A 20536-nucleotide genomic window follows, 5' to 3' on the forward strand; every position below is an offset into this window, starting at 1 on the left:
CCGCCGCCCGGGCCGCGGCCGGACCGCCGCCCGGCGGGACCGGCGCGGCGGCCGCGGGACCCCCGGCGCCGGCGGCACCGGAGTGGGCCTCGGGACCGGGCACGTATCCCATGGCGGGCGCTCCCGCCCCCGCCGAGAACCGCACCCCGCGCTCGATCCGGTCCAGCCGGGCCATCACCGACCGCTCGTCGCCGTACGCGGCGGGCAGCAGCACGCGCGCGCAGATCAGCTCCAGCTGGAGGCGGGGCGAGTGGGCGCCGCGCATCTCGGTGAGGCCCTCGTTGACGAGGTCGGCGGCGCGGCTCAGCTCGGCCGTGCCGAACGACCGCGCCTGGGCCTGCATCCGCTTGAGGACGTCGGCGGGGGCGTCGATGAGCCCCTTCTCCGCGGCGTCGGGCACGGCGGCGAGGATGAGGAGGTCGCGGAGCCGCTCCAGCAGGTCGGTGACGAAGCGCCGCGGGTCGTTGCCGCCCTCGATCACCCGGTCGACGACCTCGAAGGCGGCCGAGCCCTCTCCCGAGGCGAACGCCTCGACGACGGAGTCGAGCAGCGAGCCGTCGGTGTAGCCGAGGAGGGCGGTCGTCATGTCGTACGTCACACCGTCCGGTCCGGCGCCCGCGAGCAGCTGGTCCATGACGGACATGGAGTCACGCACGGAGCCGGCGCCCGCCCGCACCACCAGCGGCAGCACGCCGTCCTCGACGGGGATGTCCTCCTTCGCGCACACCTCGGCGAGGTAGTCGCGCAGGGTGCCGGGCGGCACGAGCCGGAACGGGTAGTGGTGGGTCCGCGACCGGATGGTCCCGATGACCTTCTCGGGCTCGGTGGTCGCGAAGATGAACTTCAGGTGCTCCGGGGGCTCCTCGACGACCTTCAGCAGAGCGTTGAAGCCCTGCGGGGAGACCATGTGGGCCTCGTCGATGATGTAGATCTTGTACCGGCTGTGGGCGGGCCCGAAGAAGGCCTTCTCGCGCAGGTCGCGGGCGTCGTCCACACCACCGTGCGAGGCGGCGTCGATCTCGATGACGTCGATCGAACCCGGCCCGTTCCGCGCCAGGTCGCGGCAGGACTGGCACTCGCCGCACGGGGTCGGCGTGGGGCCCTGCTCGCAGTTCAGGCAGCGGGCCAGGATGCGCGCGCTCGTCGTCTTGCCGCATCCGCGCGGACCGCTGAACAGGTACGCGTGGTTGACCCGGTTGTTCCGCAGCGCCTGCTGCAGCGGGTCGGTGACATGCCCCTGCCCGATGACCTCGGTGAAGGACTCCGGGCGGTAACGGCGGTAGAGCGCGAGAGACGACACGCATACGAGGTTATAGGCGCCCGCTGACAACCGGACCGCCCGCAGAAAGCAAACGCCCCCCACGCACCCGCCAGAGCCGACCTACCCTTGCTGCCTTCCGGCCCTGGGGGAGTTCAGTCAGATAGCGCCGCGTGAGGGGCTGTGCCACACGTTACCCGATCCGGGGGGCCGAGAACGAGTTCGCAAGCACTCTCCAGCGTCATGTAATGTTTGCCGCGGAGGATTCGCCTAGAGGCCTAGGGCGCACGCTTGGAAAGCGTGTTGGGGGCAACCCCTCACGAGTTCGAATCTCGTATCCTCCGCCAGTGCCTCACCGGGCACGATGTCGAAGGGCCCCCTGGAAACAGGGGGCCCTTCGACGTTGCCGTCCTCTTTCCCCGGGGATCGCGGCTGTGCATGTCGTACGTCACGCAGTCGCACGGCACGCGGGGGCCGCCCGGGAGCTACCGGACCCGGTAGACCTGCCCCGTCTGCGCGCCCTCGATCGAGCGGACGTACGCCGTGGCCACCCTGGCCGCCGGGACCGCCTCCATGCCGGGGAAGAAGGGGCCGTACGAGGGGAGGGACTCCTCGGCCACCGTCGGGCTCACCGCGTTGATCCGCTGGGGCGGGAGTTCGATCGCGGCGGCGCGCACGAAGGCCTCCACCGCGCCGTTCGCCGCGGACGCCGCCGCCCCCGCCGCGATCGGTTCCTCGGCGAGGATCCCGCTGACGAGGGTGAACGAGCCGTTCGGGGCGACGTGCCGGGCGCCCTGGCGGACCAGCTCCACCTGGCTCAGCGTCTTGCCCCGGAACGTCGCCGCGACGTCGTCGGCGGTCAGCTCGCCCAGCGGCTTGAACACGGCGTCGCCCGCCGCGACGGCCACCGCGTCCAGCGCGCCCGCCTCGGCGTACAGCCGGGCCACCGCCCCGGGTTCGGTGACGTCGGCCACCAGGTCGCCGCCCGAGCGGCCCACGCCGATCACCTCGTGCCCGCGTTCCGTGAGCGCCTTGCGCACCGCGCCGCCGAGCGTGCCGCCCGCACCGACCAGAAGAATCCTCATGACCCACCGTCCCCGGCCCGCCGAAGCCGGGCCGAAAGCGAAACAAGAACAGAAAGACAGAAAGAACGACGCCGACGACCGGCGAAGCCCGCCCGGCCGCCCGGCCGTCCGGCGTCTTCGACGCTACGGAGCGTTCCGCGAACCCGGAAATGCCGTCTGGGCAGCGTCTATGCTCGGCAGGCATGGACGACGTGGAGCTGCGCCACCTCAGGGCCCTGGACGCGGTGGCCGCCGCGGGCACCGTCACGGCGGCGGCGTCCCGGCTGCACGTGACGCAGCCGGCCCTCTCCCGGACGCTGGCACAACTGGAGGCGCGGGTGGGGGTGCGGCTGGTGGACCGTTCCTCCCGCCACCTGGCCCTCACCCCGGCGGGGACGACCCTGCTCGGACACGGCCGGGCGATCCTCGCCCACCTGGACGCGGCCCTCGCCGACACGCGTGAGGTCTGCCGCCCCCTGCGCGTCGGCTACACCTGCGCGGTCCTGGGGCAGCAGACCGTGCCCCTGCTCCGCTCCTGGCGCCGCGCCCACCCCGAGGTCCCGCTCGACGTGGTCCGGCGGGACAACAGCACGGCGGGCCTGGCCACCGGCGACACCGACGTGGCGGTGCTCCGGACCGTCCCCGACGATCCGCGCATCCGCACCGAGGCCCTCTACACGGAGGACCGGATCGCCGCCCTGCCCGACGACCACCCGCTCGCGGACCGGGCGGGGGTGCTGCTGTCCGAGCTCACCGCCCGCCCGGGCCTCCCACTGGCCCTGTGGCCCGGCACGGGCACCGCCTCGCCGGATCTGTGGCCCCCGGAGCAGCGCCCGGACAGGACGGTCGAGGTGGGCAACGTGGACGAGTGGCTGAACCTCGTCGCCGCCGGCGGCGCGTTCGGTCTCGGTGCGGCGGGCACGGCGGAGAGCCACGGCCATCCGGGCGTCCGCTTCGTCCCGGTCACCGACGCGCCCGCGGCCACGGTCTACCTCGCCCGTCCGGCGCACCCCACGCATCCGCGGACGGAGGAGTTCCTCGCGGCGGTCCGGGAGGTGGTGAGCGCCTGAGTTCCGCTCCGCCCGCGCCTCCTGTCCGCCCCCCTGACCGCCCCCTGTCCGGGGAAGGATCCGGATCCGCCGTTCAGGGAAGGATCCGGATCCGCCTCGACTCGCTCACCTGGTCCAGCTCCGTCACGCGGACCGTCGCCTTCATGGTCCAGGTGCCCGGGAGGGGGAGGGTGAGGGAGTTGGTGCTCCAGTAGCCGCCCCGGTCGACGAGTCCGGCGGTGATCGGACCGATCCCCCGGTCGGGGAGGGTGAAGGAGAGGCGCAGTTCCGGAACGGCGGCCAGGCTGCCGTCGGGGCCGAAGACGACGGCCTGCACCGCGTTGTCTCCGGTGCGGCCGGGGTCCAGGGTGATCTGGACCGTGCCCCGGCCGCCGGAGGCGCCCGCGTCGAAGGGGATCGTGGTGACGGACGCGGGCAGCACCCCGCCCGCCGGTGCGGACCGTGCCGCCTCGGCCGCCGCCCGGCCCGGCGGGGTGCTGGTGAGGAGGGTCGTGAGCGCGAGGACGACGGCCGCGACGACGGCCTCGGCCAGGACGGACCGGCGCAGGGCCCGGCGGCGGGCGGCGTCCGTACCGGCGTGCTCGTCCCCGGTGGGCTCGTCCCCGGTGGGCGCCGTCCCGGCCGGCGGGCGGGGCGGGGGCGTGGGCGGGGCGCCCACCGCCACGGGAGACCGGACCCGTCCCCCGTCCGGCGCGGGGGCCCGGACCGTCACCGGTGCGGCCGTCCACCGCCGCGAGACCGCGGCCGCCGCCAGCAGCACGGACACCGTGGCCAGCTTGGCGAGCAGCAGCCGGCCGTACGTCGTCCCGGTGAGCGCCGGCCAGGAGCCGAGGCCGCGCCAGGACTGGTAAACGCCGGTGACGACCAGGACGGTCACGCAGACGAGGGCGGTGCGGGAGAAGCGGGCGACCGTGCCGGTGTCCGGAGAACCGCGCAGGGTGGTGAACAGGGCCACGAGGCCGCCGAGCCAGACGGCCGTGGCCAGCAGGTGGAGCACGGACGACACCACCGCCAGGGGCACCTGGGGGCCGGTGACGGCGTGCTCCGCGGCGGCCCAGGTCAGGGCCAGTCCGACGGCCAGGGCGGCACCGGTGGCGGTGACCAGGGGGGTGCGCTCGCGGCCGGACGCCCGGGCGAGGAGGAACGCGGCCGGCGGGAGCAGCGCCAGCCGGGTCAGCAGCAGCGCCCCGGGCCGGCCCGTCAGGGTGTCGCCGAGGGCCGCGACGTCCAGGGCCGTCGCCGGACCGGTCCCCGCCTCGTACGGGGCGCGCAGCACCAGCAGGGCGGCCGTGGCCGCCAGCAGGGTCCACCAGCCCGTCACCAGGAGACGGCGCAGCCGGGCGGGATCCGGCGGGCGGCACAGGGGCACGAAGGCCGCCGTGCCGACGAGCAGGACCACGGCCAGGTGGGACAGGTAGCGGGCCGCCTGGTGCAGGACGCCGGTCAGCGGGTCCTCGGTGGGGCCGGTGTCCACCTCGGCGACCGTGGTGGAGGGCCTGCCGACGGAGAAGGTAAAGGCGCCGGAGACGGGGTGGCTGTCGGCCGACACCACCCGCCAGGCCACGGTGTAGGTGCCCTCGCCGAGCGTGTCCGGCAGGGTGAGGCGGACCGTGTCGGAGCGGCCGTCCGCGTGCCCGGCGTCCCCGGTGTGCAGGCGGCGGCCGTCGGGGCCGAGGACGCGGAAGGAGTCGTCGCGCAGGCCGACGGACTCGGTGAAGGCCAGGGTGACGGCGCGGGGGGCCCGCTGCAGGACGGTGCCCTCACCGGGATCGGTGGAGCGCAGGGCGGCGTGGGCGGACGCCGGTCCCGCGCCGCCGAGGACGAGCAGGACCAACACGGCGACCGACAGCACCGTCCCCCGGACCGCCCGCCGTCCCGTCCCCCTGCGCTCACCGCCGCCGCACACCACGGGGATACGTACGGACGCGGACGCCGTCCCGCTCAACCGGACCGGGGACCGATCGGCCGGACCGGGGACCGATCGGCCGGACCGGGGCTCGGCGCGGTCAGCCGGGGAAGACCGTCTCCCGCCGCAGGAAGGCGAGCTGGGCCTCCTTCTCGGGCAGGTACACGTCCGGCAGGTCGATCTCCGGCAGGACCACCCGGGGTCCGGCGGTGAAGCCCTGCCGGAGGAAGCGGGCGATCGCCTTGTCGTTGCGCACGTCCGGGTCGACCACGATCCGCCTGCGGTCCAGGCCCAGCAGGACGTACGCGACGAGGGCCCCCGTCAGCGCGGCGGTCCAGCCGGACCGCGCGCCGCCCGTCCCGGCGGGGGCGAGCAGCAGGTGGACGCCGATGTCACCGGGTTCGACGGCGTAGCACTCGCTCACCCGGTCGGCCTCGGGCTCGTAGGTCTGGAACAGCGCGACGGGCTCGCCGTCCTCGACCACCAGGAAGGCGTGGTGGGTGTCGAGGCCGGCCATGTGGGCGTAGACCGCGGCGACCTGGTCCCGGGTGAGGCCGTTCATGCCCCAGAAGGCGGCCCGCTCCTCGCTCACCCAGCGGTGGATCACCCCGGCGTCCGCCGCGGGGTCGAGGGGCAGGACCCGGACGGTGCCGAAACCGTCGAGCGCCTGCTCGTGGACGGGGGTCCGGGAGAGGTACGGGTCAGACATCGGTCTCCTTCGCGAGCCGGTCGAAGTCGGTGACCACCGGGACGAGTTCCCCGGCGAGCCACAGGGGCAGCTGGTCGCGGTGGTGGGGCGAGCCGGGGACGCCCGAGGCGCCGTGGGGGACCACCCAGCGGCTGTTCCGCCGGTCGGCCAGGTCCCAGACGTACCGGGCGGCGGGGCCGCGCGCGGCGCGGTCGGTGAGACCGGGGACGGCGGAGGTGCACAGCACGCAGTCGTGGTCGCCGGACAGGCCGGGTTCCTCCCGGACGGCGTCCGGCAACGCACGCCAGGGGGCGAGGCGGTGGGTGTCGCCCCAGGTGCCCGAGGGCCCTCGCGCGGCCACCTCCTCCAGGGCCGCGCGGACGGCCCCGGCGCGGTCGATGCCGTACAGCTCCTCGGCGCGCAGCAGGTGTTCGAGGGCGTAGGCGACGCGCGGGACGAGCGCGAGCCACGGCAGGAACACCTCGGGGTACGCGGGCGGGACGGCGGCCGCGGCGAAGGCCGGGTGTGCCGCCAGGCGCCGTACGACCGCGCCGCGCACGGCCGCGTAGGCCGCCGCGCCGGTGCTGTCGGCGTCCATGCGGCGGTCCCAGGCGAGGAGGCGGTCGCGCAGGGCGCCGGCCGCGGGGGTCAGGTCGTCGAGGGCCGCCAGGCGGTCGAGGAGCGGTCCGGCGGAGGCGAGGTGGGTGTCGGTGTGGATCGCGGCCATGTCGGCGGCCGACCAGCGGTCCTCGGCGGCGAGCAGGGCGGCGATGCGCTCGGCGCGGTGCGGCGGGGCGAACTCGACGCCGAGGGGGGCGGCCGGGCCGCGCTGGTTGGCCATCACGGCGACGCCGTCGGTGAGGCCCGCGCGGGGCGTCCCGTGCCAGCCCCGCCACTCGTGGCCGGGTTCCCAGGCGGGCACCGGGCCCAGGCCGTTGGCGGCGGCCCGCACCGGCACCCGGCCCGCGACCCGGTGCAGCAGCCCGCCCTCGGTGTCGGCCGCCTGCACGACGTTGACCGGTTCCACCCACGTGTCCAGGGCGCGGTCCACGTCGGCGGTCCGGCGGGCCCGCAGCAGCGGCAGCAGGGCGGAGAAGCCCAGGTCGGCGGTGACGCGCGGCGGGTGACGCAGGCTCAGGGCGAGGGGGGTGCCGTCGTCCAGGCCCTCGGGTCCGCCGGCGATCACCGGGCCCCGGCCGGTCTCGACGACCTCGACCTCCACGGGCTCCTCCCCCGCGACCCGGATCAACTCGGTGTGCCGGGCGGCCCGGTGCCAGCGGCCGTCGGGGCCCAGCGCCTCGACGCCGGCGCCGGTGCGGCGCAGCCGTTCGCGGTACAGGTCCTGGTAGTCGGCCATGGCGTTGGTGATGGCCCAGGCGACGGTGCCGGTGTGGCCGAAGTGGGCGATGCCGGGGACGCCGGGCACGGCGAGGCCGACGACGTCGAACTCCGGGCAGGACAGGTGGATCTGCTGGTAGACGCCGGGGTCCTCGATGTAGCGGTGCGGGTCGCCGGCGATGACCGCGTGCCCGGTCACGGTCCGCTCGCCGCTCACCAGCCAGCCGTTGCTGCCGGCGGTGCCGGGTCCGTCGGTGGCGAACAGGGCGACGGCGTCCGGGCCGAGGTGTCCGGCGATGTGCTCGCGCCAGAGCTTGGCGGGGAAACCGGCGAAGAGGACGTGGGTGGAGAGCCAGACGGCGAGCGGGGTCCAGGGCTCCCAGCGGCCGGGCGCGAGGCCGGTGCGCGCGAACTCGGGGGCGGGGGTGTCCCGGGCGAGGGACTCGTTGACGCCGTCGGTGTACGCCCGGACCCAGGCGGCCGTCTCCGGGTCCCGTTCCTCCAGGGCCGTGAAGCAGCGGCGGGCGGTGTCGGCCAGCAGGGCCCGGCGGGCGAACCGGTCCCAGGGCAGGGCCTCCGCGCCGAGGAAGGCCGCCGAGGTGCCCTGGGCGCGGTGCCGCTCGACCTCCAGCTGCCAGGCCCGGTCGCGGGCGGTCACGCGGCCCTGGGCGCGGGCGAGTCCGTCCGCGCTGTCCGCGCGCAGGTGGGGAATCCCCCAGGCGTCGCGGTAGATCTCGGCACTCACCCCTGCGCCCCCACTTCCCTTTAGGTTAGGCTCACCTAAGTCTTACGTCGTGGCGGCATCGTACGTGAAAGGTGAACGACCGATGGGGCAGGGGCGGGGCTGGGAGGGCGCGGTCCTCAGGCTGATGCGTGCGAAGGACTTCGAGCTCACCGTGACGGAGGCCGAGGACGTCACCCCGGACTTCCGCCGGCTGCGCCTGTCCGACGGCGGCCTGCTGGCGGCGACCGGCGTCCACCCCACGATGTGGGTGCGGCTCTGGTTCGACAACGCGGGCAAGCCGCACCAGCGGGCGTACACGCTGGTCGACCCGGACCCGGCGACCGGCACCTTCGGCCTGGAGTTCGCCCTGCACGAGGGGTGCGCCAGCGACTGGGCGCGGGCCGCGAAGCCCGGCGACACCATCGAGGCGACGGTCCAGGGCACCGGCTTCCAGCGCCCCGACCCGGCGCCCTCGCGCCTGTTCGCCGTGGCCGACCCGGCGTCCCTGCCGGCCCTCAACTCGCTCCTCGACGCGCTGGGCACGGTCCCGGCGACCGTCTGGTTCGAGGGCGAGACCGCCGGCCTGCCCCTGCGCACCGACCCGGCCCGGCACGAGGTCCGCCCGGTCCCGCGGCGCGACGGGGGCGCCCGTCTGGTCGCCGAGGTGAGGGAGGCACTGCCCGGGCTGCTCCGCGACACCACCGAGCCGTACGTCTGGATCGCCTGCGACACGACGACGACCCGGGCCCTGGCCACCCACGTCCGCAAGGACCTGGGCGTGCCCAGGCAGCGGGTGAACGCGCTGGGGTACTGGCGCGCGACCTGAGCCCGCGCACGCGGTCCCCGGGCACGGACGCCGCTCCCCGCCTCGCCCGGGACCCCGAGGCCGACGCCTTCCGGGCCGCGGCCCGCCGACCGCGCCGGCGCCGGCCGACATGCCGTCGGAACGGCACGTCCCCGGAGCGGGCGGCCAAGGGCCCGCCGACCGTCGCCCGGCGCCTGGCCTGGAAGACCGCATGGGCGCGGAGGGCCGCATGGACGGCGAAGGCCCGGACGCCACCACATCGCCGCGTACGTCCCGGCGGCGTTCGCGGCCCCGCCGTCCGGGAAGCCCGCCGTGCACCGCCGCCCCGGCCCCGTGGCGGGCCGCGTCCGGTGGCTGTGCCGCCCCGGAGCAGCGGAACGGACCGCCCGCGAGGTCAGCCCACCGGACCGCTCCGGGTGGCGGGAGCGTCACGGCCGTTCCCAGCATGGACCATGACCGAGCCACCGAGCGGCCCCTCCGGGAATCCGCCGTACGACGACCGCGGGGTGCACGCCCGGCACGGCGTGCGCACCGGGTCCCCCGGCGGACACGAGCCCGAGCCGCCCTTCGAAGGCCCCCTGCACCTGCTGTCCCGCACCGCCTGGCGGACGGTCCTGCTCACCGGGATCGCCTCACTGGTGCTCGGCGTGCTGGTCCTGGTCCGGCCGGGCGCGTCCCTGCGGGCCGCCGGCGTGCTGTTCGGCCTCTACCTCCTCGTCAGCGGCGTCCTGCAGCTCGCGGCCGCGTTCGGCACGCACAGCAGGACCTCGCTGCGGGTCCTCGCGTTCGTCAGCGGGACCGTGTCGATCCTGCTGGGCCTGTTCTGCTTCCGCGGCCCGCTCCGGTCGGTCCTGCTGCTCGCGCTGTGGATCGGCATCGGCTGGCTGTTCCGCGGCATCACCCAGATCATGGCCGCCGCCCACGACCCTGCGATGCCCGCGCGCGGCTGGCACGTCCTCCTCGGGATCGTCACCGTGATCGCCGGCATCGTCCTGATCGACTCGCCGGTCGAGTCGGTCACCGTCCTCACGGTGCTCGGCGGCTGGTGGCTCGTCGTCGTCGGCGTGGTCGAGATCGTGACGTCCCTGGGCATCCGCCGCAGGGCCCGCCGGGTCCCGCACACCGTGTGAAGGGCGCGCGCGCCCGCGCCGGGCGAGCGGTCGTGGCCCGGGGAGCACGCGGTCACCGCACCCGGGCGGGACGTCCGCACGGCCGCCCCCCTTCGCCCTCTTCCCGTTTGCCCTCGTTTACGGCGTCTTTTCCGGCGCCGCACTGCGCCGCCATGGCTGCGCCCGCGACGCCCGGGCCGGTAGGCTTTCCGTGTGATCTTCAAGCGCATCGGAAACGGCCGGCCGTACCCCGACCACGGCCGGGAGAGCACCCGGCAGTGGGCGGACGTCGCGCCGCGCCCGGTCCGCCTCGATCAGCTCGTGACGACCAAGGGCCAACTGGACCTGGAGACCCTCCTCGCCGAGGACTCCACGTTCTACGGCGACCTCTTCGCACACGTCGTGAAGTGGCAGGGCGACCTGTACCTGGAAGACGGTCTCCACCGCGCGGTCCGCGCGGCGCTGCAGCAGCGCCAGGTGCTCCACGCGCGCGTCCTCGAACTCGACTGACCGGGCCCCGCGGCGCCCTCCGCGCCGGCCCCGCGATGCCGTGGCTTGGCCCTTTCGGGTGACATTGCACCGAACCACGGATCACCGACTGATCATCTAATAGGCATCGCCGCTCCGGCGCACTACGCTGCGCCCATGAGCATGCTGACTCCCCCTGGCATGGGCGGCCAGTACAAGATCACGGGGGACAAGTACCCGCGGATGCGACCGGCCCGGCGACGCGGCAGGCTCGCGCTGGCCGGCGTCGCCTGCGCCGCCGTCCTCGGGGCCCTCGGCTGGGGCACGCTGCAGCTCATCGACGTCTTCACCGGCGGCGGCGCGGCGTCCGCGGCCGGTGCCGCGGCGGACTGCCGGGTCGCCCCGGCCCGCGCGAGCGCGTCGCCCGCCGCCGTGGCCGTGCCGAAACCGGCGCAGGTCACCGTCAACGTGCTGAACGCGACGACCCGCAAGGGCCTCGCCCAGCAGACGGCCGACGAGCTGAAGAAGCGCGGCTTCCGCATCGGCGACGTGGGCAACGCGCCCGCGGAGTTCGACAAGAAGGTCGCCGGCTCGGGCGTGCTGCTCGGCCCCACCGCGGCCCTGAAGGGCTCGCTGCCCGTGCTCGGCACCCAGCTCCCGGCCGCCGAGCGCCGCACCGACGCGGCCCGCAAGGGGGCCACCGTGGACCTGATCATCGGCGACGGCTTCAAGGGACTGGCGAAGCAGGCGGACGCCGACGCGGCGCTGGTCCGGCTGACCGCGCCGCAGCCGACGCCCGCCGCGAAGAAGAAGGACTGCTGAGCAGCCGTACGGACGCGCCGCGAGCGGCTACTCGGCCGCTCCGTACATCCGGTCGCCCGCGTCGCCGAGGCCCGGCACGATGTAGCCCTGGTCGTTGAGGCGTTCGTCGACCGAGGCCGTCACGACCGTCACCGGGGTGCCGGCCAGCTCGCGCTCCATCACCTCGACGCCCTCGGGGGCCGCCAGCAGCACCACGGCCGTGACGTCGTCGGCGCCGCGCTCGATCAGCTCACGGATGGCGGCGACCAGCGTGCCGCCGGTGGCCAGCATCGGGTCCAGGACGTAGACCTGGCGCCCGGAGAGGTCGTCCGGCATGCGGGTGGCGTAGGTGGAGGCCTGCAGCGTCTCCTCGTTGCGCACCATGCCGAGGAAGCCCACCTCGGCGGTCGGCAGCAGCCGGACCATGCCGTCGAGCATGCCGAGACCGGCGCGCAGGATCGGCACCACCAGCGGGCGCGGGTGGGAGAGCTTGACGCCGGTGGTCCGGGTGACCGGCGTCTGGATGCCGACCTGTTCGGTGCGCACGTCGCGCGTGGCCTCGTAGGCGAGCAGGGTGACCAGCTCGTCGGCGAGACGGCGGAAGGTCGCGGAGTCGGTGCGCTGGTCGCGCAGCGTGGTGAGCTTGTGGGCGACCAGGGGGTGGTCGACGACGTGGAGACGCATGCCCACCACAGTAACCGGGCCCGGCGGCACCGACGCCGCCGCGGCCGGGCGGGCCCGCGGCGGACGCTCCGCCCCCTCCCTGGCGTCAAACCGTCCGACCGGGGGAAGGTGGGAGGGACGGACGCTGGGTGGTGAGACTGTGCCTGACCGGGACACGCACGACACGTCGTCCCCGAGCGAGGAGCCGGGGACACGGCAGAGGACGGGACCGGAGGCGGCGTCCGAACGCCGTCGGCGCCGGGCCCAGTTCCTGCGCGACCTCGCGGAGGCCCGGGAGCTGCGGGACCGCGTCCAGCCGCGCCGCGCCAGGACCGCCCGGCTGCGCCACGCGATGCGCATGCGCACGTTCCGCTGGTAGCGCGCGGATCCGTTCCAGAGCCCGTCGGGGGAAGATCGCGCGCCGCGCCGACGGCATGGGAACGGGGTGCACCGCCGCGGGGAAAAGCCGCGTACGATCCGCGAGTGACGGCGAGGACCGCGCCGTCGGGTCCGGCTCGGACACGTACGTACGGACTCGCGATCAAAACGGCGGGACACAGGGCGCCGAAGACGTCCCCCGAGGGCCTTGTTTCTGCCACGATTCCGAGTGGGTGGGGAGCGCAGGACCCCATGCCCCGCCCACAGCCTCCGCCGGGGGGACCCCCAACCGGCACGCCTATGACCAGTGGGAGAGTCACGGTGTACTTCGCCGCACTGCTCGCGCGCACCGAAGACGGGTGGGAAGCGAGCGACACGGAGCTCGACGATGTGGAGACCCTGTCGGATCTGGCCGACCTGGCCCGGGAAGCCTCTCCCGACGAGGACACGGTGCTCGTGCTGATCGAGCAGGAGGACGCGTGGTTCGGAGTCGTCCGCGTGGACGGCGAGGAGGATCCACGCATCTACGTCTCGGACGCCGCCGCGGCCGCCCGCAGCAGCTACGGGGAGATCCTGCTCACCGACGAGCTGCTCGGCCGGGATCCCGGTGACGACACCCCCGACCTCGACGCCCTCGACCTCGACGGCACGGAGGACGGTGAGTCCGGTGACGACGACGATGCCGACGGCGGCGACGCGGACACGGGCTCCGGCGAGTCCTCCGTGCCGCACGGCCCGGTCGGCGACGCCGAGATCCTCGACGACCTCGGCGTGAGCGAGAAGGAGCTGCGCTCGTTGTCCGGGGACGCGGTCGGTGAGATCGCCGAGGCGCTGGGCGCCTCCGAGGTGCTGGAGACGGTCCGCTGACCGCACCGACCGACGAGGGCCCGGGGCAGGTGCCGCCGGGCCCGGACCAGGACCCGGTCGCGCCGGACCCGGTGCGCGACCGGTGGCGGCCCGCGATGCGGCTCGCCCTGGCCGAGGCCGGGCACGCCGCCCGGGGCGGGGACGTCCCGGTCGGCGCCGTCGTGCTGGCCCCGGACGGCAGCACCGTGCTGGCGTCCGGGCACAACGAACGCGAGGCCACCGGTGACCCGACCGCCCACGCGGAGGTGCTGGCGATCCGGCGGGCCGCCGCGCGGCTCGGCGACCGGTGGCGGCTGACCGGCTGCACGCTCGTCGTCACCCTGGAGCCGTGCACGATGTGCGCGGGCGCCCTCGTGCAGTCCCGGGTGGACCGCGTCGTCTACGGCGCCCGCGACGACAAGGCGGGGGCGGCCGGCTCCCTGTGGGACGTCGTCCGCGACCGGCGGCTCAACCACCGGCCCGAGGTGATCGAGGGCGTGCTCGCCGAGGAGTGCGCCCTGTTGCTCACCGACTTCTTCCGCGGCCGCTGACCCGCGTCGGCGAGGCCGCCGGACATCGATTTCGAACCACGCCGCACCGTGCTGTAAGGTCTCTCTCGGTAGCGTGTCCGAGCGGCCGAAGGAGCTCGCCTCGAAAGCGAGTGTGGCGCAAGTCACCGAGGGTTCAAATCCCTCCGCTACCGCAGAAGACGAAGGGTCCGGCTCATCGAGCCGGACCCTTCGCGCATCTCCGCCGCCGTTCCCGTCCCGGTCGGCCGCGGGCCGGTGGAGGCGCCCGCGCCGTCGCGAGCACGCCGATCGGCCAGGGCGTGGAGCGGGCCGGACGCCCGGACGAGGCATTGATCGCACACGGGAGCGGACGGATACACTCACCGCCGGTAGCGCAGAGTCCGAGGAAGTCCCAGGGGGAGGCCGCGGTGGCGGTGAACGCGAAGAAGATCGCCGTCTACGTGCTCGTGGTCTTCGTGCTGTACGTGATCATCACGGACCCGGCCAAGGCCGCCGACTACGTCCAGATCGGGTTCCAGGGCATATCCGACGCCGCGGGAGCGGTGGGTGACTTCATGACCTGGGCCGCCAACGGAGGAAAGTGATGATCCGTCACCTGGTGCTGTTCAAGCTGAACGAGGGCGTCGAGCGTGACGATCCGCGCGTCGTGGAGGGCGTCGAGGCCTTCCGCTCCCTCGGCGGCCGGATCGAGGAGCTGCGCTTCTGGGAGTGCGCCTGGAACATCAGCGACCGCCCCATCGCCTACGACTTCGCCATCAACTCCGCCGTGGACGACGCCGACGCCCTGGAGCGCTACCTGGAGCACCCGGCGCACCAGGCGGGCGTCGCGCTGTGGCGGGAGTTCGCCACCTGGGTGATCGCCGACTACGAGTTCTGAGGCCCCGCGCGCGGAGCAGCCCCCCGACGTTTCCGTCGGGGGGCTGCTCCGCGTATGGGGGCCACCCCACCGCACGTGTCCCGAATGCCCTTCAACACGGCGTTATGGGGTGCTTGCCACCGCGCACATGTCTTGTGATGCTATGACCGCTTTTGACGGAGAGTTGACCGATGAGTTGACGGATCACGAGGTGGAGTTGACCGTGCCGGCCAGTACTGCGCCTCAGGCACCGCCCGCACCCCCCGCACAGCCCACGGAGGCGCCGGCGGGGCACGCCGCTCCGCAGCGCAGCCGGGGCGCCGACACCCGGGCCCTGACCCAGGTGCTCTTCGGGCAGCTCAAGGGACTCGAGCCGGGCACGCCGGAGCACGACCGCGTGCGCGCGGCGCTCATCGAGGCCAACCTCCCGCTGGTCCGCTACGCCGCCGCGCGCTTCCGCTCCCGCAACGAGCCGATGGAGGACGTGGTCCAGGTCGGCACCATCGGGCTCATCAACGCCATCGACCGCTTCGACCCGGACCGCGGCGTGCAGTTCCCGACCTTCGCCATGCCCACGGTGGTCGGCGAGATCAAGCGCTACTTCCGCGACAACGTGCGCACCGTGCACGTACCGCGCCGGCTGCACGAACTGTGGGTGCAGGTCAACAGCGCGACCGAGGACCTGACGACCGCCTTCGGCCGCTCCCCGACCACCGCCGAGATCGCCGAGCGGCTGCGCATCGGCGAGGACGAGGTGCTCTCCTGCATCGAGGCGGGACGTTCGTACCACGCCACCTCGCTGGAGGCCGCGCAGGAGGGCGACGGACTGCCCGGGCTGCTCGACCGGCTCGGCTACGAGGACCCCGCGCTGGACGGCGTCGAGCACCGCGACCTCGTCCGCCACCTGCTCGTCCAGCTCCCGGAGCGCGAGCAGCGCATCCTGCTGCTGCGCTACTACAGCAACCTCACCCAGTCGCAGATCAGCGCGGAACTCGGTGTCTCCCAGATGCACGTGTCGCGGCTCCTGGCGCGCAGTTTCCAGCGGCTGAGATCCGCCAACCGGATCGACACATGACCTGAAGGCACCACCCGGCACCCACGCGAAAGCATGACCGATCGATCACCCCTGCGGGCGAATCGCCCACCGGGGCCGTTGTGGGCGAATTCCGTCCGACAGTCCGTCAGACCCCCTGTTTCCAGGGGGTTTTCGCGTCTCGCATGTCGACATGTCACTACAGCGCGTTGCCGACATGTGACATTCTGCCGGAAGCGCGTTTGCCGGGGCTTCGGCGCCGGTATTCAGGTGAAGGCTGCGTTCCCGCCGTGGGAGCGCGCCGCGACCGTCCCGCGACCCAAAGGGGGTGGCATGTCCGCAGACCAGGGCAGCTCGAAGGTGCTCGCGCTCGCGGAGAGCGAGACCGCGCCCGACGCGCTCCAGGCGCTCGGCTCCATCGATGACGTCCCGAACCTCGACGCCGTGCCGGCTCAGGCCCTGCCGGCAGCCGAAGCCCCCGCCCTGGCGGCCTCGACGACCATCGACACCCGCACCCTGTCCCGCTCCCTGTTCCTGCGGCTCGCCGCCCTCGACGAGGACAGCCCGGAGCGCGCGTACGTCCGGGACACCCTGATCGAGCTCAACCTCCCGCTGGTGCGCTACGCCGCCGCGCGCTTCCGCTCCCGCAACGAGCCGATGGAGGACATCGTCCAGGTCGGCACGATCGGCCTGATCAAGGCGATCGACCGCTTCGACTGCGAGCGGGGCGTGGAGTTCCCGACCTTCGCGATGCCGACGGTCGTGGGCGAGATCAAGCGGTTCTTCCGGGACACCTCGTGGTCCGTGCGCGTCCCGCGCCGCCTCCAGGAGCTGCGCCTGGCGCTGACCAAGGCCAGCGACGAGCTCTCCCAGAAGCTGGACCGCTCCCCGACGGTCGGCGAGCTGGCCGCCGTGCTGGGCGTGTCCGAGGAGGACGTCGTCGACGGCCTCGCGGTCGGCAACGCCTACACCGCCTCCTCGCTTGACTCCCCCGCCCCGGAGGACGACGGCGGCGAGGGCTCGCTGGCGGACCGGCTCGGCTACGAGGACACGGCGCTGGAGGGCGTGGAGTACCGCGAGTCCCTCAAGCCGCTGCTGGCCAAGCTGCCGCCGCGGGAGCGGCGGATCATCATGCTGCGCTTCTTCGCCAACATGACCCAGTCGCAGATCGGCGAGGAGGTCGGCATCTCGCAGATGCACGTCTCCCGGCTGCTCACCCGCACCCTGGCGCAGCTGCGCGAGGGCCTCATCTCGGACTGAGCCCGACCCGCCGCCGTCCGCGGCGAGCGGGCCGGAACGGAGCGGTGCGGCGCTGCGCTGCGCGGACAGCCGGCAGCGCGCCCGGAGGGCGCGACCGGCCCCGGCGCACCCGCGGCCGACGACACCCCGCGACCGGCAAGGCGACCGCCGCGGTCCCCCCGGGGGCCGCGGCGGTCGCTTCGCGTACGGGTCGTCCGTTCCCGTTCGGCTTCTCTACTTCAGCGCCAGCCAGGCCACGGCCGCGACGACCACCACGGCGGCCACGATGCCGACGATCAAGCCGATGCGGGGGCCGGAGGAGGCGACGGGGTCCGCCTGCCGGGCCTGGGGGGCGCCCTCGTCGACGAACGCGCGGAACATCTGGGTGCTGCCTGCGGGGTCGTAATTGCCCTGGGGGCCCTGGTTGTTAGCCATGGGCCGAGACACTAGCGAATCCGCGGGAAGGGCCCAAGTGCGGGGCTCCGGAGACCCGTCGTCCCAGGCCAGCTCTCTCACCTGGGCGTTTACTATCGCAATACTTGCCTTTGCCAACTTTTTATGAGCCTCACCCCGTCTTTATTTGCCTGTAGCAACCAACCGCTCGTATGGTTGCCCTAAGCAACGAATGCGGGAGGTGCGCATGGCCGACAGGGCGCAGTACGAGGAGCTGATCCGCCAGTTCAGCGCCTTCGGCGCCGTGAAACGGGAACTGGGCCGGATCCTGCCGGCCGACTGCCCCGGCGGATCGGCCGCCGTACTGACGCTGCTGGGCCGCCATGGCGACATGCGCATGAGCAAGCTCGCGGAGCTGCTCGCCGTGGACATGTCGGTGACCAGCCGCCATGTCGCCCACATCGCCGAGCGGGGCTGGATCGAACGTTCCCCGGACCCGGCGGACAAGCGCTCGCGCATCCTGCACCTGACACCCGAGGGCCAGGCCCAGCTGGACGACCTGTCCGAACGGACGACCCAGCTGCTGGCCCACCGCCTGAGCGACTGGCCCGACGAGGAGGTCGGCCAGCTCACCCGGCTCATGGCCAGGCTCAGGGCGAGCTTCGACGACTGCCGGTCCCCCGCGGGCCGGCCCGCCGTACCACCCGCGGTCGAACAGACCACCCGTACACCCGCAGTCACCACGTAAGCAAAGGAAGTCCATGGCAACGACCACACCAGCCGGTGTGCGGGCTCATGCCAAGCACGGGGGAGGCTCCTCGGGAGACGCTCCGATGACGCACCGGCAGATCATGGAGGCGCTGTCCGGGCTGCTGCTCGGCATGTTCGCCGCCATCCTGTCCTCCACCATCGTCACCAACGCCCTGCCCGAGATCATCAGTGACCTCGGTGGCGGCCAGAGCGCCTACACGTGGGTCGTCACCGCCTCGCTGCTGGCGATGACCGCCTCCACCCCCCTGTGGGGCAAGCTCGCGGACCTGTTCAGCAAGAAGGCCCTGGTCCAGATAGCCCTGTGCGTCTACGTCCTCGGCTCCGTCGTGGCCGGTCTGGCGCAGAACCCGGCGATGCTGATCGGCGCGCGCGTCATCCAGGGTCTGGGCGCCGGCGGTCTGTCCGCCCTGGCCCAGATCATCATGGCCGCGATGATCTCCCCGCGTGAGCGCGGCCGGTACTCCGGCTACCTCGGTGCGACCTTCGCCGTCGCCACCGTCGGCGGCCCGCTGCTCGGCGGTGTCATCACCGACACCAGCTGGCTCGGCTGGCGCTGGTGCCTCTACGTCGGTGTGCCCTTCGCGGTCATCGCGCTGGTCGTGCTCCAGAAGACGCTGCACCTGCCGGTGCTCAAGCGCAAGGTCAAGGTCGACTGGGCCGGTGCCTTCTTCGTCACCGCGGCCGTCTGCCTGCTGCTGGTCTGGGTCACCTTCGCCGACGACAAGTACTCCTGGATGTCCTGGCAGACGGGCGTCATGGTCGGCGGCGCGATCGTCCTGACGCTGGTCTTCTGCTTCGTCGAGACCAGGGCCAGCGAGCCGATCATCCCGCTGCGCCTGTTCCGGAACCGCACCATCACCCTGGCGTCGATCGCCTCGCTGTTCGTCGGCATCGCGATGTTCGCGGGCACCGTCTACTTCAGCCAGTACTTCCAGCTGGCCCGGGACAAGTCCCCGACCATGTCGGGCGTCATGACGATCCCGATGATCGGCGGCCTGTTCGTGTCGTCGACCGTCTCCGGTCAGATCATCACCAAGACCGGCAAGTGGAAGGGCTGGCTGCTGGCCGGCGGCGTGCTGCTGACGGCGGGCCTCGGCCTGCTGGGCACCATGCGGTACGACACCCCGTACTGGCGCATCGCGATCTTCATGGCGCTGATGGGCCTCGGCGTCGGCATGATGATGCAGAACCTGGTGCTCTGCACGCAGAACCAGGTGGCCCCGGGCGACCTGGGTGCCGCGTCCTCCACGGTGACCTTCTTCCGCTCCCTCGGCGGTGCGGTCGGCGTCTCGGTGCTCGGTTCCGTGATGTCCACCCGGATCAGCCACTACGCCTCGGACACCATCGGCTCGCTCAGCCCGCAGGAGCAGGCGGCGGCCGCGAAGTCCTCCGGCAGCGGCGCGATCCCCGACATGGACCTGCTGCCCCCGGGCATCCGCGCCTGGCTCGAGAGCGCCTACGGGCACGGCATCGCCGACATCTTCCTGTACGTCGCGCCGATCGCCCTGCTCGCCTTCCTGGTGACCCTGTTCATCAAGGAGGTCCCGCTGCGCACCACCGGCGCCCTGGCCCAGGCGGCGGAGGCCGCCGCCGAGACCGCCTCCCCGGCGGCCCCGGCCCCGGCCGAGGCCACCCGGGTCGCCGAGCCGGTCCCGGCCGCCGCGGTCGCCACCGCACCGGCCGCCGACACCGCCGTCCAGCCCGCGGCCACGCAGCGGCTCGCCGCCGTCGCCACGACGGCCGGCCCCGACGCACCCGTCTCCGGCGGCATCCCGGTCCGCGGCTTCGTCCGCGGCGCCGAGTCCGCGCCGGTCGGGCAGGCCGCCGTCACGCTGATCTCGCTGGCGGGCCGGCAGCTGGGCCGCTCGGTCGCCCAGGCCGACGGCTCCTACGCCCTCGACGCGCCGGGCGCGGGGTCGTACGTCCTGATCGCCTCCGCCGACGGCTTCCAGCCGCAGGCGTCCACGGTCGTCGTCAACGACGAACCGGTCGCCTACGACATCCTGCTCAGCGGCACCAGCGGGCTCACCGGCCTGGTCCGGGCCGCGGAGAGCGGGCAGCCCGTCAAGGACGCGATGGTGATCGTGACCGACGTGCGCGGGGACCTGCTGGCCACCGCCGCCACCGGTGAGGCGGGCGAGTTCGCCCTCGCCGAGCTGGTGCCGGGCACGGTGACCGTCGCGGTGAACGCCGCCGGGTACCGGCCGCGCGCCCTCCCCGTCGAGGTGGGCGGTACCGGTGTCACCCGCGTCGAGGTCGACCTGCAGGCCGGCGCCGAGGTCCAGGGCGTCGTGCGGGCGCCGCACGGTCCGCTGGCCGACGCCCGCGTGACCCTGGTCGACGCGGCCGGCAACGTGGTCGGCACGGCCACCACCGGCGCGGACGGGGCGTACGCCTTCACCGACCTGGACGCCGGTGAGTACACCGTCATCGCGACCGGCTACCCGCCGGTGGCGACGGCCCTCACGGTCGCCGGCCAGGGCGTCGACGACCACGACATCGAGCTCGCCCACCCCGGCGAGTAGCGAGACCCCGGCCCGTGGCGGCCCGCGCGCACCGAGCGGAGCGCGCCGCCGTCACGGGCCGGTCCCTTTTG

General features: G+C 73.9%; 21 protein-coding genes, 2 tRNA genes and 1 other RNA gene. 16 read left to right on the plus strand and 8 right to left on the minus strand.

All coding sequences use genetic code 11. The features are described from left to right. Both JHAT_RS29235 and ffs read right to left on the minus strand, forming a co-directional pair. On the minus strand, positions 1 to 1300 hold a 1300-nt coding region (locus tag JHAT_RS29235), incomplete at its 3' end, for a DNA polymerase III subunit gamma and tau (protein WP_143660534.1). Positions 1301 to 1347: 47 nt separating this feature from the next. Next, positions 1348 to 1444: signal recognition particle sRNA small type (ffs, locus tag JHAT_RS29240), an RNA gene on the minus strand. 73 nt (positions 1445 to 1517) lie between these two features. Here ffs and JHAT_RS29245 point away from each other — a divergent pair. Further along, positions 1518 to 1605 (plus strand) — tRNA-Ser (locus tag JHAT_RS29245). Between the two features lie 138 nt (positions 1606 to 1743). Here the strand turns inward: JHAT_RS29245 and JHAT_RS29250 are convergent. Next, entirely contained in the window at positions 1744 to 2343 is a 600-nt protein-coding gene (locus tag JHAT_RS29250) for a short chain dehydrogenase (RefSeq protein ID WP_077801294.1), read from the minus strand. A gap of 182 nt (positions 2344 to 2525) precedes the next feature. On the opposite strand from JHAT_RS29250, the gene JHAT_RS29255 reads away from it, so the two are divergent. Further along, positions 2526 to 3392 (plus strand): LysR family transcriptional regulator, encoded by an 867-nt coding sequence (locus JHAT_RS29255; protein WP_077801295.1) that lies wholly within the window; start codon positions 2526 to 2528, stop codon positions 3390 to 3392. Between the two features lie 73 nt (positions 3393 to 3465). Here JHAT_RS29255 and JHAT_RS29260 read toward each other — a convergent pair whose 3' ends face one another. The 3 genes from JHAT_RS29260 to JHAT_RS29270 form a co-directional block, all read right to left on the minus strand. Then, positions 3466 to 5244: a copper resistance CopC/CopD family protein gene (locus JHAT_RS29260; protein ID WP_077801296.1), complete on the minus strand. Its 1779-nt coding sequence runs from the start codon at positions 5242 to 5244 to the stop codon at positions 3466 to 3468. 154 nt (positions 5245 to 5398) lie between these two features. Beyond that, the gene (locus tag JHAT_RS29265) at positions 5399 to 6007 is read right to left on the minus strand and encodes a GNAT family N-acetyltransferase (protein ID WP_077801297.1); all 609 of its coding nucleotides are present in this window, start codon (positions 6005 to 6007) and stop codon (positions 5399 to 5401) included. After that, on the minus strand, positions 6000 to 8069 hold the full coding sequence (locus tag JHAT_RS29270; RefSeq protein WP_077801298.1) for a penicillin acylase family protein: 2070 nt from the start codon (positions 8067 to 8069) through the stop codon (positions 6000 to 6002). The genes JHAT_RS29265 and JHAT_RS29270 overlap by 8 nt, the downstream gene beginning before the upstream one ends. 82 nt (positions 8070 to 8151) lie before the next feature. Here JHAT_RS29270 and JHAT_RS29275 point away from each other — a divergent pair, with 82 nt between their 5' ends. The 4 genes from JHAT_RS29275 to JHAT_RS29290 all read left to right on the plus strand — a co-directional run bounded on the left by JHAT_RS29275 (position 8152) and on the right by JHAT_RS29290 (position 11252). Then, positions 8152 to 8874, plus strand: a complete 723-nt coding sequence (locus JHAT_RS29275; protein WP_077801299.1) for a siderophore-interacting protein — start codon at positions 8152 to 8154, stop codon at positions 8872 to 8874. A 431-nt stretch (positions 8875 to 9305) separates the two neighbouring features. Then, entirely contained in the window at positions 9306 to 9983 is a 678-nt protein-coding gene (locus JHAT_RS29280; RefSeq protein WP_077801300.1) for an HdeD family acid-resistance protein, read from the plus strand. 192 nt (positions 9984 to 10175) lie between these two features. Next, a complete protein-coding gene (locus tag JHAT_RS29285; RefSeq protein WP_003999914.1) occupies positions 10176 to 10472 on the plus strand; it encodes a type II toxin-antitoxin system VapB family antitoxin in 297 nt (98 codons plus the stop codon). A gap of 159 nt (positions 10473 to 10631) precedes the next feature. Further along, a complete protein-coding gene (locus tag JHAT_RS29290) occupies positions 10632 to 11252 on the plus strand; it encodes a LytR C-terminal domain-containing protein (RefSeq protein ID WP_077801301.1) in 621 nt (206 codons plus the stop codon). A 27-nt stretch (positions 11253 to 11279) separates the two neighbouring features. Here the strand turns inward: JHAT_RS29290 and upp are convergent, their stop codons facing one another. Next, positions 11280 to 11915 carry a uracil phosphoribosyltransferase gene (gene upp / locus JHAT_RS29295; protein WP_077801302.1) on the minus strand — a complete coding sequence of 212 codons (636 nt, stop codon included), beginning with the start codon at positions 11913 to 11915 and terminating at the stop codon, positions 11280 to 11282. A 139-nt stretch (positions 11916 to 12054) separates the two neighbouring features. On the opposite strand from upp, the gene JHAT_RS34790 reads away from it, so the two are divergent. From JHAT_RS34790 to JHAT_RS29335, 8 genes are all read left to right on the plus strand, one after another. Further along, positions 12055 to 12273 (plus strand): hypothetical protein, encoded by a 219-nt coding sequence (locus tag JHAT_RS34790; RefSeq protein ID WP_077801303.1) that lies wholly within the window; start codon positions 12055 to 12057, stop codon positions 12271 to 12273. 320 nt (positions 12274 to 12593) lie between these two features. Next, the gene (locus tag JHAT_RS29305) at positions 12594 to 13139 is read left to right on the plus strand and encodes a hypothetical protein (RefSeq protein ID WP_077801304.1); all 546 of its coding nucleotides are present in this window, start codon (positions 12594 to 12596) and stop codon (positions 13137 to 13139) included. Between the two features lie 95 nt (positions 13140 to 13234). After that, entirely contained in the window at positions 13235 to 13669 is a 435-nt protein-coding gene (tadA, locus tag JHAT_RS29310; protein WP_077801321.1) for a tRNA adenosine(34) deaminase TadA, read from the plus strand. 67 nt (positions 13670 to 13736) lie between these two features. Then, a tRNA-Ser gene (locus JHAT_RS29315) sits at positions 13737 to 13821 on the plus strand. Positions 13822 to 14055: 234 nt separating this feature from the next. Then, the gene (locus JHAT_RS29320; RefSeq protein ID WP_077801305.1) at positions 14056 to 14232 is read left to right on the plus strand and encodes a hypothetical protein; all 177 of its coding nucleotides are present in this window, start codon (positions 14056 to 14058) and stop codon (positions 14230 to 14232) included. Next, entirely contained in the window at positions 14232 to 14525 is a 294-nt protein-coding gene (locus JHAT_RS29325; protein ID WP_077801306.1) for a Dabb family protein, read from the plus strand. The genes JHAT_RS29320 and JHAT_RS29325 overlap by 1 nt, the downstream gene beginning before the upstream one ends. Before the next feature lie 142 nt (positions 14526 to 14667). After that, positions 14668 to 15579 (plus strand): RNA polymerase sigma factor SigF, encoded by a 912-nt coding sequence (locus JHAT_RS29330; protein ID WP_171991116.1) that lies wholly within the window; start codon positions 14668 to 14670, stop codon positions 15577 to 15579. A gap of 291 nt (positions 15580 to 15870) precedes the next feature. Next, positions 15871 to 16797: an RNA polymerase sigma factor SigF gene (locus JHAT_RS29335; protein WP_077801307.1), complete on the plus strand. Its 927-nt coding sequence runs from the start codon at positions 15871 to 15873 to the stop codon at positions 16795 to 16797. A gap of 213 nt (positions 16798 to 17010) precedes the next feature. Here JHAT_RS29335 and JHAT_RS29340 read toward each other — a convergent pair whose 3' ends face one another. Further along, positions 17011 to 17211 (minus strand): hypothetical protein, encoded by a 201-nt coding sequence (locus JHAT_RS29340; protein ID WP_171991117.1) that lies wholly within the window; start codon positions 17209 to 17211, stop codon positions 17011 to 17013. 205 nt (positions 17212 to 17416) lie between these two features. Here JHAT_RS29340 and JHAT_RS29345 point away from each other — a divergent pair, with 205 nt between their 5' ends. Continuing rightward, complete coding sequence (locus JHAT_RS29345) at positions 17417 to 17917, plus strand: MarR family winged helix-turn-helix transcriptional regulator (RefSeq protein ID WP_077801309.1); 501 nt, start codon at positions 17417 to 17419, stop codon at positions 17915 to 17917. A gap of 13 nt (positions 17918 to 17930) precedes the next feature. Next, a complete protein-coding gene (locus tag JHAT_RS29350; RefSeq protein ID WP_077801310.1) occupies positions 17931 to 20465 on the plus strand; it encodes an MFS transporter in 2535 nt (844 codons plus the stop codon). The last annotated feature ends 71 nt before the right edge of the window (positions 20466 to 20536 follow it).

The organism is Streptomyces sp. JHA26, from assembly GCF_002005565.1.
Taxonomy (GTDB): domain Bacteria; phylum Actinomycetota; class Actinomycetes; order Streptomycetales; family Streptomycetaceae; genus Streptomyces.